The organism is Pseudoxanthomonas sp. LjRoot143 (genome assembly GCF_964252945.1).
In the GTDB taxonomy this organism is placed as follows: domain Bacteria; phylum Pseudomonadota; class Gammaproteobacteria; order Xanthomonadales; family Xanthomonadaceae; genus Pseudoxanthomonas_A.
Genome location: NZ_CAXUPM020000001.1, coordinates 709,074 through 723,617 on the forward strand (window position 1 = coordinate 709,074; position 14,544 = coordinate 723,617).

Genomic DNA, 14,544 nt, shown 5'->3' on the forward strand with positions numbered 1-14,544 from the left:
TACGAAATGTCGAACTGGTCACAATTATAAGCGGGTCCATCGACCGCACTGGCCGGTCAGGAGTGGTTTTTCCGTCACCTCACACTAAGCCGTAGGCGTGCTTACGGCACACCACCCCACAGGGCGGCGATGCGCCGTGCCAGCGGATACGGCTCCGGGCCGTTGCGGTTGCTCAGCACGATCACGGTCAGACGCTGCGCCGGGAACCGGAGCATCACGTTGCGGAAGCCGATGCTCTCGCCGGAATGCCATTGCATGGCGCCCTGCAGGCGCCAACCGAAGCCGTAATGCGCGACGTCGGATTCCGTCGTGGGGGTGGCGGGTGCGAACGCCGCCGCGCGCGAGGTCGCCGACAGCAGACGGTCGTCGTACAGCGCCGCATCCCAGAGCGCGAGGTCTGCCAGCGAGGAGTAGATGCCGCCATCCCCGAGCACCGCACTGGTCGTGCTCTGGTCGGTGCGCTGCCAGCGACCATCGATGAGGCTGTAGCCGAACGCGCGATCCGTCACCGCCGGGCCTTCGTCCTCGCGCGCCTGTGTCGCCGTCATGCCCAGCGGCGCGAAGATACGGGTCTGCAGGAATGCGGCGAACCGTTGGCCAGAGGCGCGTTCGACCACCAGGGCCAATAGCGCGTAGCCGCTGTTGCTGTATCGATAAGCGCTGCCGGCGGGGAAATAGAGACGATCCTCGCGTTCGAGCAGCTGCAGCACGTCGGCGTCATGCACCTGTCGTGTCTCGTGCGCCGGCATCAGGTCTTCGTAGTCGACCAGACCGGAGGTGTGGCTGAGCAGGTGGCGCAGCGTGACGCCGTCCGCCGCCGCATGCAGGGACGGCAGCCAGTGCTTCAGCGGATCGTCGACCGACAGCGCGCCATCTTCTGCGAGCAACAGCAGGCAGGCAGCGGTGAACTGCTTGCTGACCGACGCCAGGCGGTAGCTGGTCGTGGGCGAGCTGGCGACGCCGGCTTCGAGGTCAGCCATGCCATAGCTACGCCGGAACGCCGGTGCGCCGTCCTTGAGTACCAGCACCGAGGCGCCGGGAACCTCACCGGTGTAATCGCGCATCCACGCATCGATGGTGGCCTCGCGCGTGGCGGCGCTTGCTGCCCCTGTGGTCATCAGCAGGACTCCCCATAGCCAGACCGCTTTCATCGCGTTCTCCCGGCGTCGCGGTGTCCAGCCTAACGCACGCGATCAGTCGATGGCGGCTTCGGCGCGCAGTTGCCGTTCGCGCTCGTGTCCGAGGTAGCGGCGGATGCCGTGGCGCATCAGGTACAACAGCGGGATCAGTGCGATCGCGGCCAGCATCTTGTAGGCGTAGTTGACCGTGCTGACCGCCAGGAACAACGAGGTTGGCCACTTCTGCGGCCCCAGCACGAAGGCGATGTAGATCACTACGAAGCTGTCCACCAGCTGCGAGATCGCGGTCGAGCCAGTGGCACGCAACCATACCCAGCGCTCGCCCGTGGCGTTGCGGATGCGGTGGAACACCGACACGTCGATCAGCTGGCCGACCAGGAACGCCACCACCGAGCCGGCGATGGTCCACATGCCCTGGCCGAAGATCGCGGCGAAGGCTTTCTGGTAATCCGGCACGCCCTGCGCCTGCGCGGCCTCCACCCACCAGCCGGCGGGCGCCAGCGCGATGGCGGCGAAGGCGAACAGGAAGCCGTAGACGATCAGCGCCACCGCGAGCCACGAGATGAAGCGCACGCCGCGCTTGCCGAAGAACTCGTTGATCGTGTCGGTCAGCACGAACACGAACGGCCACAGCAGCGTGCCAGCGGTGAAGCTGAGCGAGCCGGTCTGGCCGAACAGGTTCCATTCCAGCGGCGCGATGCCGAGCGTGTCTTCCAGCGCAAAGATCTTGACGCCGATGAACTCGGCAAGCACGGCGTTCGCGCAGAACACCGCCGCCAGCACGATGAAGAGGCGGACCGCGCGATCGTCCAGCGCGCGCGGCGCCTGCATCGTTCAGCGCTCCCCGGCGCGGGTGAAGGGCATGGTCTCCGGCGCGACCGCACCGCCGGAAATGATGAAGCTCATCGCCTGGTCCACCGTCCAGTCGGTCGGCGTCAGCAGTTCGACCGGCACGATTTCCAGGTAGCCCGACGTGGGATTCGGCGTGGTCGGTACGTAGACGGCGGCCAGTTCTCGGCCGCTGCCTTCCTCGCGGATCACCCGCGTGACCAGACCGACCGATTTCATGTCCCGGTGCGGGAAGTCGATCAGCACCACGCGCTGCGTGCTGCCCGGCTTGGTTTCCAGCATGTCCAGCAGCTTGCGCGCGCTGGTGTAGATGACGTTGGCCAGCGGCACGCGCGCGATCAGCGCTTCGAACCAGCTCAGCAGCCGCTGCCCGACCACGCGCCGGGTCAGCGCGCCGACGGCGACGATGACGAACAGCGTGGCGACCATCGCGATGGTGTTCTGCACCCACAGGCCGTTGAACCAGCCCAGCGACTGCGGGAATGTCGCCGCGATCTGGTGCGACAGCGGTTCCACCCACGGTTTGCTGATGTCGGACAGCAGTACGAAGACGAACTTGATGACGACCCAGGTCAGCCAGATCGGCAGCAGGGTCAGCAGGCCGGTGATGAAGAGTTTCTGCACCGAGGGGCGGTGCGCGGGATGGTCGGGGGGCATGGCGATATTGTAGGCCGCCGCGCAGTCACGGCTATATAGTCGTCGGCAGGACGCTGTTGCAGGGGGAATGGAATGAGCGGTTTCTTCAGGTGGTTCGGTCTGCTGGCCTTCGGTGTGGTGGTGATCGCGGTGTCCCTGTACACCGTCAGTCGGCTGATGCCGGTCCCGGCGGAGGATGCCAAGGCGCTGGCCCTGGTCGAGGCACCGCGCCCTCTTGCGGGCAGGAACGGTTTCGCGGCGCTGTGGTCGTTGAAGTACGACGTTCCGGTGGCGGAGGCCGAGCGCCTGCTGGCCGAAGACGTCGTCCGCTTCCGCGCGTTGCCCGTGTGGACGCTCGAGGGCGGGGGCGCGCCTCCGCATCGTCCGGCGCTGGACGCCCGGCCGCTGCTCGATGCAGGAGCGCACGGTGACATGCTCTGCGATGTCGGGGAGGCCGACTGCCTGCGGCACGTCCGCGCGCGAAAGGATGCCCTCGCGTCCGTCATGGCGTCCCGCACCGCGATCGAGGCACGTGCCACGGCGCTCGACGACTACGACTATTTCCGCAATCCATACCCGGCGCGGCCGGACATGCCGCTGCCTCCCCTGCAACCCTTGCTGCAGGCCCAGACCGCGCATGCCCATGCGTTCGTGCGCGGCGACCACGAGGCGGGGCTGCTGGGGGTCTGCCGCAACGCATCGGTGGCGCGCAAGCTGGTGGCCAGTGGAGACAACCTGATCGGTGGGATGGTGGGAACCGCGCTGATGAATGCGTCAGCGCAGCTCTTCGTCGACATGCTGGCGGAACTTCCTGTCGATCGGCCACTGCCCGCCACGTGCGAAGACGCCTTCAGGCCGGACGGTGCTATGGCGGCCGGTATCTGTCCCACGATGATTGGAGAGGGGAAGTTCGCGCTGGGTACCTTCCATGCGCTCAATGCGGGCGGACAACCCTGGTACCGCAAGCTCAAGACGGATCTGTTCCTCGATCAGCGCAAGACCATGGCGATGGGCGCGCGTCGCCATGCATGGTTCTGCAGCCCACAGGCGGAAGCGCTGGTACGCGCTGACAGGCCGCTAGGCGGTCATGCGCCCCTGTACGGAGGATGGACGTTTTCTTGTCTGGCGAACGCGGCCGGCTGCGTGCTCGACAACGTCGCTGCGCCGTCGCTGGCGGGCTATGCGGAACGCTTCCAGGATGCCGAGGCGCGGCTGCGCGCCGTGGCGGCTTGGCGCGCGATGCGTGGGCGACATGATGGCGCGCGTTCGCTGGCACAGCGACTCGACGCGTGGCAGGACGCCCAGCCGGCGGGTCGCAGGGTCCGCGTCAGCGCCGATGGCGGGGCGCTGGAGATCGACCTGTTCGACGACCGGCAAGGCAGTGTGTTTGCGCTGCCCCTGCCTGCCGACGGGACGGATGCCCGACGGCGGTGATCATCGCGCTTGGCGGGCGTCAGGCTTCAGCCGCACGTAGATCTGCTTGCGCACGCGGGCGACGACCTCGTTCTGCGCGTTGAACACATCCGCCGGCATCCAGCGCAGGTGCTTCTCGCCGTTGGCGGCCTCGGCGCGGATTTCCTCGAGCACGCGTTCGTCCAGACGAAACTCGGCGTGCAGCGTGCCTTTGCCGGGTTTGACGAATTCGATCTCGGCGGCCTTGTCCCAGACGTAGTACTCGCCGCCCAGGCGCTCCTTGGCCAGGATCATCCAGAACGGGTCGGTCATGGCGAACAGGCTGCCGCCGAAATGCGTGCCGACGTAGTTGCGGTTCCAGGGGCGCATGCGCAGCTCGACGCGCGCGAAGCTCCAGTCGGGGGCCATCTCGGTGACGTGGATGCCGCTGAGCAGGAAGGGCGGCCACACGTTGAAGATGTGGCGCAGGGTGCCGGGTTTCATGCAGGACTGCTTTGTTCGGTGATGACGGGAGTCTTCGCGGTTCAGAACAGCAGGGAGGACATCTTCCTGCGGTACTGGCTGACCAGCGCGTCGTCCTCGATCACCCGGAAGGCATCGATCAGGCTCTTGCGCGCCAGCCCGTCCTCATAGGCGCGATCGCGCTTGAGCATTTCCAGGAACTGTTCGAGCGCCGCTTCCGAGTCGCCGGCGACCAGTGCATGCACGCCGAGCAGGTGGCGGGCGCGCAGGTCGTCCGCGTTCGCGGCAACGGCGGAGCGGAGGGCGTCCGGCGCCGGCGCGTCCTTGAGGGCGGCGGCGAACCCCAGGCGTGCGCGCGCCTTGACCGCACGATCGTCGGTGGCGAGGTTGGCGGGCAGGGCGTCGAGCAGACGCTCGGCCTCGGGGGCCTCGCCGGTCTTCAGCAGGGCCAGCACGAGGTCCAGCTTCAGTTCTTCCTTGTCGGGGTCGGCCGAGACGGCCTCGCGTAGCGCTGCGACCTGCGCCTGAGGATCGAGCGGGATCTCTTCGGTGGCGGTGTCGGCCGCTTCGGCCGGCTGCACGCCATGCGAAGCCAGGAACTCGCGCAGCTGGCCTTCCGGCAACGCGCCGGGGAAGCCGTCGACGATCTGTCCGCCCTTGACCAGGAAGACGGTCGGTACCGAGCGGATCTGGAAGGCCGCCGCGATCTGCTGTTCCTTGTCGACATCGACCTTGGCCAGCAGGAAGGCACCGTTGTACTCGCCTGCCAGCTTTTCCAGGATCGGCCCCAGCGTCTTGCATGGCCCGCACCACGTCGCCCAGAAGTCGACCAGCACCGGCACCTCCAGCGACTTGCGCAGGACGGTGTCCTCGAAGGTCTCGGTGGTGGCGTCGAAGACGTGGGGCAGGTCGCTCATCGATGGGCTCATGGCGCGTGGAAGGTCGCCTTCACATGGAGTCACCGAGGTCAGGATACAAGTCGATGTAAAAATTATTTGACATCACAAGACTGAAATGTAATGTTTAACTTACATTTTGTCTGGCATGGGTGACCACGATGACGCTGCAACGGGGTGGATGGCTGGTCCTGCTGGTCGGCGCGATGCTGGCGTTCTGGGCGCTGCTGGCGGGCCCTGACACGTTGGCGGGGGTCGATCTGGGCAAGTGGGGCACGGCCCTGCTGGTGGCCTTGGCGTGGATCTCGATGTATGCGGTGTCGCGCGTGCCGGTCGGCGAGGCCGAGCGCGGCGTGTCGCCGGGCGAGTGGAAGGCCTGGGTGGGCGTGGCCTTCATGGTGGTGGCGACGGGGTACTTTCTCGCCAAGTCGCACGTGTTCGCCGACGGTCCGGCCTGGGACAACCCGGACGCCCAGGCGGTCGGACGCAACCTGGTCCTGCTGCTGGTCGCCTGGAGCGTGCTGACAGGCGTGCTGGGCTCTCGCTGGAAGGGGCGCGTGCAGGAAGACGAACGTGATCGCCGGATCGAACAACAAGCCGCCAGTTGGGGTCGCGGCGCGCTGACGTTCTGCGTGGTCGGTCTGGCGGTGATGCTGGCGTTCTCGCCGGCAGACCGGCTGGCGTGGGCCACGCATTTCATGATCGCCAACCTGCTGGTGTTCGCGCTGATGTGGGGCTGGTTGTGCGAGTACGCAGCGACGGCAGTGATGTATTGGCGCGACCGCCGATGACCGGTACCCCGATCGCCAACGACATCCGCCGCCTGCGCTTCGAGCGTGGCGAGATGACCCAGCAGGCGCTGGCCGATGCCTGCGGGGTAACCCGGCAGACCATCATCGCGCTGGAAGCGGGACGCTACGCGCCGTCGCTGGAACTGGCCTTCCGCATCGCGCGGACGTTTGGGGTGGGCGTCGAGGCGGTGTTCCGCTGGGAAGGCGCCGCATAGCGCGGCCGCCATGCCGGTCTGCTAGGGTCGCGTTCCCGGCGCGGAGCGGCGCCATCGACGGAGGAGCACGGATCATGGGCATGCGACGCATCGTGGTGGGACTGTTGCTGACGGTCGCCGTGGCCGGAACGGCGTGGGCGAAGGACGAGATCCGCGCGTCGTCGACCACCAATCCGCCGCCCAGCGAAGCGCTGGGACAGTTCGACCGTTATGAGTTGAAGCCGACCACGCTGGCCCCCGATTACGCGGAGCATCCGGCCAACAAGGAAGCGCTGGTGGCCTTCCAGCGCAATCTCGACGAGCGCGTGGGGGCGTGGGTGACCGAGCAGAATGCGGTTGCGCCGAAGCACACGCCGGCCCGTACGCTGGTGATCGAGCCGCGGATCGAGAAGATCCGCTTCATCAGCGGGGGCAAGCGGTTCTGGGCAGGCGCCTTCGCAGGCAGCTCGCAATTGCTGGTGAAGCTGAAGCTGACCGACGCGGCGACCGGCAACGTGATCGCCGAACCGGAGTTCTACCAGCATGCGAAGGGCATGGCGGGCGCGTGGACCTTCGGCGCTGCCGACAACACGATGCTGGTGCGGACCGCTTCGCTGGCGCGTGACTACCTGCAGGGCAACCACGCCGCGACGCAGGGCGGTGCGACGGGCTGGGAGCAGGACTGACGTGGCTGCACCGCATCAGGATCACGCCGCATGACACGAGCGTTGGGTTTCGCCGGACCCGCGGCCACGTTGCTGTTCGTGGCTGCGCTGCTCGGTTTCGGCCTGGCATTGCCGGGCTATTCGCAGGTCGCGCATCCGGTCGCGGTGCTGGGCGCCAAGGGCATGCCGAATGCGCTGGGCTTCAACGTGCTGGGATTCGTCATCGCCGGCGTGCTCGCGGCCGTGACCACGCTGGGCTTGCGCCGTCGCCTGCCAGGCGACGCGGGCTGGCGGTTGCGCGTCGGCGCGCAGCTGACCCTGCTGTCTGCGCTGGGTTTCGTCGCGATGGGGCTGCTGCCGCTGGACCCCGAAGATCTGGACAACCCGGCCAGCAGCCTGCACGCCACCGCCTGGATGCTGTGGTGGGTGGCGTTCGTGCCGGGTGCGTTGCTGGTCGCGCTGGGTCTGCGCGGGCGTCCTCAGTGGCGTCTGCTGGCGCGTACCAGCGTCGTGGCAGCGCTGCTGGTGCTGTTCGTCGCGCTGCTGGCGGTCGAACTGATGCCGGCCGGTGTCGCCCAGCGCCTGGGCTATCTCGGCTGGCTGGGCTGGCTGTGCGTCGCCTCGCTCGGTGCGCGAGGCGACGGCTAGCTTCGATGCGACTTACGGATGGCGGTACACCTTGCCGTCCTTCATCACGAAGTCGACCTTCAGCACCGCGTTGATGTCGGCGACCGGATCGCCCGGCACGGCGACGATATCGGCGCGCTTGCCGGCCTCGATCACGCCCTGGTCGTCGACGCCCAGCACTTCCGCAGCGCGGATCGTCGCGGCCTGCAGCGCGACGTTGGCGGGAATCCCGGCTTCGACCATGTAAAGGAATTCGCGCGCGTTGTCTCCGTGCGGGCCTACGCCCATGTCGGTGCCGAAGGCGATCTTCACGCCGTTGCGGTAGGCCTTGCCGGCGGTCTCCTGGATCAGTGCGCCGATGCGCTGGGCCTTGGGCCGCACCACGGGCGGGAAGTAGCCGTCGATCTTGGCCTTCTCCGCCACGAAACGGCCGGCGTAGATCGTCGGCACGTACCAGGTGCCGTGCTGCTTCATCAGCCGCATGATCTCGTCGTCCATGTAGGTGCCATGCTCGATGCTGGTCACGCCACCGACGATGGCGCGGCGCATGCCTTCCTTGCCGTGCGCGTGCGCGGCCACGCGGAAGCCGTAGTCGCGCGCCGTATCCACGATGGCCTTCACTTCGTCCACCACGAACTGCGGCGCGTCGCCGGACTTGGCGTAGCTCAGCACGCCGCCCGTGGCGGTGATCTTGATGACGTCGCTGCCGTCCTTGTAGCGCTGGCGCACCGCCTGGCGGGCCTCGTCCGGTGAATTGATCACGCCGTCGGTCGGGCCCGGCGGGCCGAGCAGGTGCGAAAGGCGGTCGTTGAAGCCATTGGTCGGATCGGCATGGCCGCCGGTGGTGGCGATCGACTTGCCGGCCGCGAAGATGCGTGGGCCTTTCACCAGCCCTTGGTTCACCGCATCGCGCAGGTGCGGCGCCACTTCGCCGCCCAGGTCGCGCACGCTGGTGAAGCCGGCCATCAGGGTCTTCTCGGCATAGCCCACCGAGCGGAAGGCATAGTCCACCGGATCCAGGCGGAAGCCTTCCGAATAGCTCTGCGGGCTGGATTCGCTACCCAGGTGCACGTGCAGGTCGGTCCAGCCGGGCGTGCAGGTGTGGTCGGCCAAGACGATGGACTCGGCATCGGCCAGCTTGGCGCGGCCGGGAATGACCTCGGCGATCCTGCCGTCGCGGACCAGCACCGTGTGCTCACCCAGGATCTTGCCGCTGCGGGCATCGAACAGCCGGTCGCAATGCAGGGCGAGCGTGGTCGGCGCGGCGGTCTGCGCGGTGGCGGGCAGGCCCATGGAGGCCAGGGCGAGGGCGAGCAAGGTCTTGGTCATCTGGGATCCCCGGTTTCGACCCCTCCATGCTACCCGCTGGCGTGGCGGGTCATGGTGCGCTGCGGTACCCTTGGCGGCTTTGCCGTTGCCGCCGTCGCACACCGCCATGTCCATTGCCGCCGAACCCGCTTCCTACGATCCGAAAACCGTCGAATCCCAGGCCCAGTCCTTCTGGGAGGCCCGGCGCGCCTTCGAGGTCGACGAGCAGTCGGACAAGCCCAAGTTCTACTGCCTGTCGATGCTGCCGTATCCGTCCGGCGCGCTGCACATGGGCCACGTGCGCAACTACACCATCGGCGACGTGATCAGCCGCTACAAGCGCATGACCGGCCACAACGTGCTGCAGCCGATGGGATGGGATGCGTTCGGTCTGCCGGCTGAGAACGCGGCGATCAAGAACAAGACCGCGCCGGCCAAGTGGACCTACGCCAACATCGAGCACATGCGCAGCCAGCTGAAATCGCTGGGCTACGCCATCGATTGGTCGCGCGAGTTCGCCACCTGCCGCCCCGACTACTACGTGCACGAGCAGCGCATGTTCACCCGCCTGCTGCGCAAGGGCCTGGCCTACCGCAAGAACTCGGTGGTGAACTGGGACCCGGTCGACCAGACCGTGCTGGCCAACGAGCAGGTCATCGACGGCCGCGGCTGGCGCAGTGGCGCGCTGGTCGAAAAGCGCGAGATCCCGCAGTGGTTCCTGCGCATCACCGATTACGCGCAGGAACTGCTGGACGGCCTGGACGACCTGCCGGGCTGGCCCGACGCGGTCAAGACCATGCAGCGCAACTGGATCGGCCGGTCGGAAGGCCTGGAAATCCAATTCGCGGTCGAAGGCCACGAACCGCTGACGGTGTTCACCACCCGTCCCGATACGCTGATGGGCGTGACCTTCGTGTCGATCGCCGGCGAGCATCCGCTGGCGCTGAAGGCGGCCGCGTCGAACCCGGCGTTGGCGGCGTTCCTGGAGGAACTGAAGCACGGCGGCGTGTCCGAGGCGGAGCTGGAAACGCAGGAAAAGCGCGGCATGGATACCGGCCTGCGCGCCGTGCATCCGATCACCGGCGACAAGGTGCCGGTGTGGGTCGCCAACTTCGTGCTGATGGGGTACGGCACCGGCGCGGTGATGGCCGTCCCCGGCCACGACCAGCGCGATTTCGAGTTCGCCAGCAAGTACGCGCTGCCGATCCAGCAGGTCATCGCGCTGAAGGCGCCGAAGAACGACGACGAGAAGACCTACGACGCCACCACCTGGCGCGACTGGTATGGCGACAAGGCGCGCGATGACCTGGAACTGGTCAATTCGGGCGAGTTCGACGGGCTGGATTACCGCGGCGCCTTCGAGGCGCTGGCCGAGCGCTTCGAGCGCAAGGGCCAGGGCCAGCGCCGGGTGAACTACCGCCTGCGCGACTGGGGCGTCAGTCGCCAGCGTTACTGGGGTTGCCCGATCCCGGTGATCTACTGCCAGAGCTGTGGTGCGGTCCCGGTGCCGGATTCGGACCTGCCCGTCGTGCTGCCGGAGAACGTCACCCTCGACGGCGTGAAGTCGCCGATCAAGGCCGATCCCGAGTGGCGCAAGACCAAGTGCCCGCAGTGCGGCGCGGCTGCCGAGCGCGAGACCGACACGTTCGACACCTTCATGGAATCGAGCTGGTACTACGCGCGCTATACCTCGCCGGGCGCGAAGGACATGGTCGACAAGCGCGGCAACTACTGGCTGCCGGTCGACCAGTACATCGGTGGCATCGAGCACGCCATCCTGCACCTGATGTATTTCCGCTTCTATCACAAGCTGTTGCGCGACGCGCGCATGGTGGACAGCGACGAGCCGGCCACCAACCTGCTGACCCAGGGCATGGTGATCGCCGAGACGTTCTACCGCGACAATGCCGACGGCTCGAAGGACTGGATCAATCCGGTCGACGTCGAGATCCAGCGCGACGACAAGGCGCGCGTGGTCGGTGCCACGCTGAAGGCCGACGGCCAGCCGGTGAAGATCGGCCCGGTCGAGAAGATGTCGAAGTCGAAGAACAACGGCGTCGACCCGCAGTCGATGGTCGACAAGTTCGGCGCCGACACCGTGCGCCTGTTCTCGATGTTCGCCGCGCCGCCGGAACAGTCGCTGGAGTGGAACGAGGCAGGCGTGGAAGGCATGGCGCGTTTCCTGCGCCGCCTGTGGACGCAGGTACAGAAGCATGCCGCCGACGGCGCCGTCGAGACGCTCGAGGCTGCGGTGCTGACCGCGGACCAGAAGGCCGTGCGCCGCAAGACGCACGAGACCATCGACAAGGTCGGCAACGACTATGGCAAGCGCCACAGCTTCAATACCGCCATCGCCGCGGTGATGGAACTGTCCAACACGCTGGGCAAGTTCGACGATGCCTCGCCGCAAGGACGCGCCGTGCGCCAGGAGGCACTTGAGGCTGCGGTGCTGTTGCTCAATCCGATTACCCCGCATGCCAGCCACACGCTGTGGCAAGCGTTGGGGCATGACGAGGCGCTGCTGGAGGACGTGGCGTTCCCGCAGTCGGACGCCGATGCACTGGTACGCGATTCGGTGACGCTGGCCGTGCAGGTCAACGGCAAGCTGCGCGGCACCATCGAGGTGGGCGCGGATGCGCCGCGTGACCAGGTGGAGGCGCTGGCCAAGGCGGAGCCCAACACCGCCAAGTTCCTCGAGGGCCTGGCGATCCGCAAGGTCATCGTGGTGCCGGGCAAGATCGTCAACATCGTGGCGGGATAAGGGGACGGGGCGTCTTGCCCCGGTGTTCACCTGCGGTCGGGCTACGCTCTTGCCGCCCATGACAGGCTCGTCCAGACTTCGCCCATGATCCGATTCCGCCTGCCGCTCCTCGTCGTCGCCCTGGCCTTCCTGGCCGGGTGCGGGTTCCACCTGCGCAACAAGATCGCGCTGCCCGCCGACCTCGGTCCGGTCCGGGTCACTTCGTCGTCGACGTCTTACAGCGCGCTGGTCACCAGCCTGTCGCGCGGCCTGCAGGCGGCGGGCGGTACGCTGGCGGCGCCGATCGGGGAAGAGGGCGCCGCGGCCGCCCCCGACACACAGGTAGCGACGCTGCGCGTCGTCTCCGAACGCTGGGGCGACCTCCCGATCGCGGTCGACCAGTTCGGCCGCTCACAGGAGTACACCCTGCGTTACGCGGTGGTGTTCGTCTTCAAGCGCGCGGACGGGACCGACCTCGTGCCGCAGCAGGTCGTCGAGCTGTCGCGCGACTATGTGTCGCAGCCCGACAACGCCACCGGCACCACCACCGAACGCGAAGTGCTCGCCGACGAACTGCGCCGTGAGATGGCCGCCTCGATCCTTCGCCGCATCGACGGCGTGGTGCGTTCGGGGCAGGTGAACGCGGCGCCCTGATGGAACTCAAGCCGGAACAGCTGGCGGCGCGCGGCACGTCCGAGCCGCTGTTGCCGGTCTACTTGATTGCAGGCCCCGAAACCCTGCGTGTGCTAGAAGCCGCCGATGCGGTGCGTGCCCATGCGCGTGCGCAGGGCATCGGCGAACGCGAGGTCTTCGATGCCGACGGGCGAGATTTCGACTGGGGTCAGCTGGAGGCCAGCTTCAACGCGCCCAGTCTGTTCAGTGCGCAGCGGCTCGTCGAAGTTCGCCTGCCGGGAGGCAAGCCCGGCAAGGAAGGCGCCGAGGTCATCGGTGCGTTCTGCGCCAACCCGCCGCCTGATGTCGTGCTCCTGATCACGGCGGGCGAGTGGGGCAAGGCCTATCAGGGCAAGTGGAGCGATGCGGTTGCCCGCGTCGGGGTGCTGGCCGTCGCCTGGGCGATCAAGCCGCACGAGTTGCCCGGGTGGATCGAGAGTCGCCTGCGCAGCAAAGGCCTGCGTGCCGATCGCGACGCGGTGCAGCTGCTGGCGGACCGCGTCGAGGGCAACCTGCTCGCTGCCGCGCAGGAGATCGACAAGCTGGCCTTGCTCAGCGACGGCCAGATGCTGGACGTCGAACGCATGGAGTCGCTGGTCGCCAATGCCGCGCGCTACGACGTGTTCCGCCTCACCGACGCCGTGCTGGCGGGGCAGGGCGCGCAGGTATCCCGCATCCTCGCTGGCCTGCGTGCCGAGGGCGACGTGGTCGCCGGCCTGATGCCGATGATCGTCAAGGAGCTGCTGCGCACGGCGACGCTCGCGCGCGTGCAGGCCAATGGCGGCAATCTCGCCAACGAGATGAAGGCACAGGGCATCTGGGAGGCGAAGCAGGCGCCGTTCAAGCGCGCGCTGCAACGTCATGCCACGCCCGCGCGCTGGGACCGCTTCGTCGCCGAGGCATCCAGGATCGACCGCACCGCCAAAGGCCGGGGCGATGGTGATGCCTGGGTCGGGCTGGAGCGGCTGCTGCTGGCCATCGCGGATGCGAAGGCCGTGCGCCTGCTGGTCGCCTGACGGGCGATGCTGCAGGTCTTTTATGGCGGCACGTTCGACCCCGTCCACAACGGACACCTGGCTATCGCGCGTGCGGCCTATGACACGTTCGGCGTGCCGATCCGCCTGATGCCCGCGGCGGATCCGCCGCACCGTGCACCGCCGGGCGCCACCGCCGCCCAGCGTGTCCATCTGCTCGATCTCGCTGTGCAGGATGGGCCCGGCCTGTGTGTGGATCGGCGCGAACTCGAGCGCGCCGAGCGCGATCCCGGGGCGCGGTCGTACACGGTCGACACGCTGCGCGAACTGCGGCAAGAACGCGGAGAGGCGCTTCCGGTGGCCTTGCTGATCGGCGCGGACAGCCTGCTGGGCCTGCCTGCATGGAAGGCGTGGTCCGAGCTGTTCGACCTGGCGCATTTCATCGTCGCCGACCGTCCTGGGAGCGGCCTCGATGCCGGCTTCGCCCCTGTACTGGCGATGGCACTGGAACGGCGCTGGACCGACCAGCCGGCGGACTTGCATCGGTCGCCCGCAGGCTGCGTGTACCGCCTACACCAGCCCCTCCAACCGGAATCGGCCACCGAGATCCGTTGGCGGATCGGCGCCGGCGAGGCCTGGCGCCATCTGGTCCCGGCGGCGGTCGCGGATGCCATCGCCGACGAAAGGCTCTACGTCCCACGGGCCGTTGACGCCGGTCCGCTATAATCCCAGTCGAGTTCCCGGAGCCGCCAAGCCTTTGTCCAGCCAAGCCCACGTCATCAAGACCCGCCTTCCCAGCCCGCCCCCGGCCTTGCCGGACCTGCTCGCCACGGTGCATGCCGCGGTGCAGGAACTGAAAGCCAAGGATGTCGTCGAGATCGACGTGCGCGGCAAGTCCAGCGTCGCCGACTATCTGGTGATCGCCTCGGGCACCTCCACCCGCCACGTGAAGTCGATCGCCGACGAGGTGGTGAAGTTCGCCAAGAAGCTCGACGTGATGCCGCTGGGCGTGGAAGGCGAGCGCGAGGCCGAGTGGGTGCTGGTGGATCTGGGCGACGTCATCGTCCACGTCATGCTGCCGCGCGTGCGCGAGTTCTATGCGCTGGAACGCCTGTGGACTGTCGGCGACCAGCCGCCGGAAGACGTCGAGACGGCGGACGAATCGCGGCTGTAGGGAG

16 protein-coding genes are annotated in these 14,544 nt (G+C 67.6%); 10 read left to right on the forward strand and 6 right to left on the reverse strand.

What is annotated here, in order from left to right; translation table 11 throughout:
- Positions 1 to 101: 101 nt before the first annotated feature.
- From ACSQ1W_RS03345 to ACSQ1W_RS03355, 3 genes are all read right to left on the reverse strand, one after another.
- Positions 102 to 1,118: a serine hydrolase domain-containing protein gene (locus tag ACSQ1W_RS03345; RefSeq protein ID WP_436041648.1), complete on the reverse strand. Its 1,017-nt coding sequence runs from the start codon at positions 1,116 to 1,118 to the stop codon at positions 102 to 104.
- Between the two features lie 75 nt (positions 1,119 to 1,193).
- Complete coding sequence (locus ACSQ1W_RS03350; protein ID WP_436041649.1) at positions 1,194 to 1,970, reverse strand: queuosine precursor transporter; 777 nt, start codon at positions 1,968 to 1,970, stop codon at positions 1,194 to 1,196.
- A gap of 3 nt (positions 1,971 to 1,973) precedes the next feature.
- Positions 1,974 to 2,645: a DUF502 domain-containing protein gene (locus ACSQ1W_RS03355; RefSeq protein ID WP_436041650.1), complete on the reverse strand. Its 672-nt coding sequence runs from the start codon at positions 2,643 to 2,645 to the stop codon at positions 1,974 to 1,976.
- 72 nt (positions 2,646 to 2,717) lie between these two features.
- Between ACSQ1W_RS03355 and ACSQ1W_RS03360 the strand changes: the two genes are divergently transcribed.
- Positions 2,718 to 4,058, forward strand: a complete 1,341-nt coding sequence (locus ACSQ1W_RS03360) for a hypothetical protein (RefSeq protein WP_436041651.1) — start codon at positions 2,718 to 2,720, stop codon at positions 4,056 to 4,058.
- On the opposite strand, the gene ACSQ1W_RS03365 is transcribed toward ACSQ1W_RS03360, so the two are convergent.
- Positions 4,059 to 4,520 carry a DUF4442 domain-containing protein gene (locus ACSQ1W_RS03365; protein ID WP_436041652.1) on the reverse strand — a complete coding sequence of 154 codons (462 nt, stop codon included), beginning with the start codon at positions 4,518 to 4,520 and terminating at the stop codon, positions 4,059 to 4,061.
- A gap of 41 nt (positions 4,521 to 4,561) precedes the next feature.
- On the reverse strand, positions 4,562 to 5,416 hold the full coding sequence (gene trxA, locus ACSQ1W_RS03370) for a thioredoxin (RefSeq protein WP_436041653.1): 855 nt from the start codon (positions 5,414 to 5,416) through the stop codon (positions 4,562 to 4,564).
- 140 nt (positions 5,417 to 5,556) lie between these two features.
- On the opposite strand from trxA, the gene ACSQ1W_RS03375 reads away from it, so the two are divergent.
- From ACSQ1W_RS03375 to ACSQ1W_RS03390, 4 genes are all read left to right on the forward strand, one after another.
- Complete coding sequence (locus tag ACSQ1W_RS03375; protein ID WP_436041654.1) at positions 5,557 to 6,186, forward strand: hypothetical protein; 630 nt, start codon at positions 5,557 to 5,559, stop codon at positions 6,184 to 6,186.
- A complete protein-coding gene (locus tag ACSQ1W_RS03380; RefSeq protein ID WP_436041655.1) occupies positions 6,183 to 6,401 on the forward strand; it encodes a helix-turn-helix transcriptional regulator in 219 nt (72 codons plus the stop codon). The genes ACSQ1W_RS03375 and ACSQ1W_RS03380 overlap by 4 nt, the downstream gene beginning before the upstream one ends.
- A 74-nt stretch (positions 6,402 to 6,475) precedes the next feature.
- Complete coding sequence (locus ACSQ1W_RS03385; RefSeq protein ID WP_436041656.1) at positions 6,476 to 7,066, forward strand: DUF4410 domain-containing protein; 591 nt, start codon at positions 6,476 to 6,478, stop codon at positions 7,064 to 7,066.
- Between the two features lie 30 nt (positions 7,067 to 7,096).
- On the forward strand, positions 7,097 to 7,693 hold the full coding sequence (locus tag ACSQ1W_RS03390; protein ID WP_436041657.1) for a DUF998 domain-containing protein: 597 nt from the start codon (positions 7,097 to 7,099) through the stop codon (positions 7,691 to 7,693).
- A 12-nt stretch (positions 7,694 to 7,705) separates the two neighbouring features.
- Here ACSQ1W_RS03390 and ACSQ1W_RS03395 read toward each other — a convergent pair whose 3' ends face one another.
- A complete protein-coding gene (locus ACSQ1W_RS03395; protein ID WP_436041658.1) occupies positions 7,706 to 9,001 on the reverse strand; it encodes an amidohydrolase family protein in 1,296 nt (431 codons plus the stop codon).
- 106 nt (positions 9,002 to 9,107) lie between these two features.
- On the opposite strand from ACSQ1W_RS03395, the gene leuS reads away from it, so the two are divergent.
- The 5 genes from leuS (at position 9,108) to rsfS (ending at position 14,540) form a co-directional block, all read left to right on the forward strand.
- Positions 9,108 to 11,741: a leucine--tRNA ligase gene (leuS, locus tag ACSQ1W_RS03400; protein WP_192269727.1), complete on the forward strand. Its 2,634-nt coding sequence runs from the start codon at positions 9,108 to 9,110 to the stop codon at positions 11,739 to 11,741.
- Between the two features lie 84 nt (positions 11,742 to 11,825).
- Positions 11,826 to 12,374: an LPS assembly lipoprotein LptE gene (locus ACSQ1W_RS03405; RefSeq protein ID WP_436041659.1), complete on the forward strand. Its 549-nt coding sequence runs from the start codon at positions 11,826 to 11,828 to the stop codon at positions 12,372 to 12,374.
- Positions 12,374 to 13,408: a DNA polymerase III subunit delta gene (holA, locus tag ACSQ1W_RS03410; protein ID WP_436041660.1), complete on the forward strand. Its 1,035-nt coding sequence runs from the start codon at positions 12,374 to 12,376 to the stop codon at positions 13,406 to 13,408. Before ACSQ1W_RS03405 ends, holA begins: the two co-directional genes overlap by 1 nt.
- A gap of 6 nt (positions 13,409 to 13,414) precedes the next feature.
- Positions 13,415 to 14,092 (forward strand): nicotinate-nucleotide adenylyltransferase, encoded by a 678-nt coding sequence (gene nadD, locus ACSQ1W_RS03415; protein WP_436041661.1) that lies wholly within the window; start codon positions 13,415 to 13,417, stop codon positions 14,090 to 14,092.
- Positions 14,093 to 14,123: 31 nt separating this feature from the next.
- Positions 14,124 to 14,540 (forward strand): ribosome silencing factor, encoded by a 417-nt coding sequence (gene rsfS, locus ACSQ1W_RS03420; RefSeq protein WP_056878289.1) that lies wholly within the window; start codon positions 14,124 to 14,126, stop codon positions 14,538 to 14,540.
- The last annotated feature ends 4 nt before the right edge of the window (positions 14,541 to 14,544 follow it).

What these genes read in the sequence shown, in the direction of transcription:
- ACSQ1W_RS03345 (WP_436041648.1), bottom strand. Translation starts at nt 1,118, where the DNA reads ATGACCACAGGGGCAGCAAGCGCCGCCACGCGCGAGGCCACCATCGAT.
- ACSQ1W_RS03350 (WP_436041649.1), bottom strand. Translation starts at nt 1,970, where the DNA reads ATGCAGGCGCCGCGCGCGCTGGACGATCGCGCGGTCCGCCTCTTCATC.
- ACSQ1W_RS03355 (WP_436041650.1), bottom strand. Translation starts at nt 2,645, where the DNA reads ATGCCCCCCGACCATCCCGCGCACCGCCCCTCGGTGCAGAAACTCTTC.
- ACSQ1W_RS03360 (WP_436041651.1), top strand. Translation starts at nt 2,718, where the DNA reads ATGAGCGGTTTCTTCAGGTGGTTCGGTCTGCTGGCCTTCGGTGTGGTG.
- ACSQ1W_RS03365 (WP_436041652.1), bottom strand. Translation starts at nt 4,520, where the DNA reads ATGAAACCCGGCACCCTGCGCCACATCTTCAACGTGTGGCCGCCCTTC.
- trxA (WP_436041653.1), bottom strand. Translation starts at nt 5,416, where the DNA reads ATGAGCGACCTGCCCCACGTCTTCGACGCCACCACCGAGACCTTCGAG.
- ACSQ1W_RS03375 (WP_436041654.1), top strand. Translation starts at nt 5,557, where the DNA reads ATGACGCTGCAACGGGGTGGATGGCTGGTCCTGCTGGTCGGCGCGATG.
- ACSQ1W_RS03380 (WP_436041655.1), top strand. Translation starts at nt 6,183, where the DNA reads ATGACCGGTACCCCGATCGCCAACGACATCCGCCGCCTGCGCTTCGAG.
- ACSQ1W_RS03385 (WP_436041656.1), top strand. Translation starts at nt 6,476, where the DNA reads ATGGGCATGCGACGCATCGTGGTGGGACTGTTGCTGACGGTCGCCGTG.
- ACSQ1W_RS03390 (WP_436041657.1), top strand. Translation starts at nt 7,097, where the DNA reads ATGACACGAGCGTTGGGTTTCGCCGGACCCGCGGCCACGTTGCTGTTC.
- ACSQ1W_RS03395 (WP_436041658.1), bottom strand. Translation starts at nt 9,001, where the DNA reads ATGACCAAGACCTTGCTCGCCCTCGCCCTGGCCTCCATGGGCCTGCCC.
- leuS (WP_192269727.1), top strand. Translation starts at nt 9,108, where the DNA reads ATGTCCATTGCCGCCGAACCCGCTTCCTACGATCCGAAAACCGTCGAA.
- ACSQ1W_RS03405 (WP_436041659.1), top strand. Translation starts at nt 11,826, where the DNA reads ATGATCCGATTCCGCCTGCCGCTCCTCGTCGTCGCCCTGGCCTTCCTG.
- holA (WP_436041660.1), top strand. Translation starts at nt 12,374, where the DNA reads ATGGAACTCAAGCCGGAACAGCTGGCGGCGCGCGGCACGTCCGAGCCG.
- nadD (WP_436041661.1), top strand. Translation starts at nt 13,415, where the DNA reads ATGCTGCAGGTCTTTTATGGCGGCACGTTCGACCCCGTCCACAACGGA.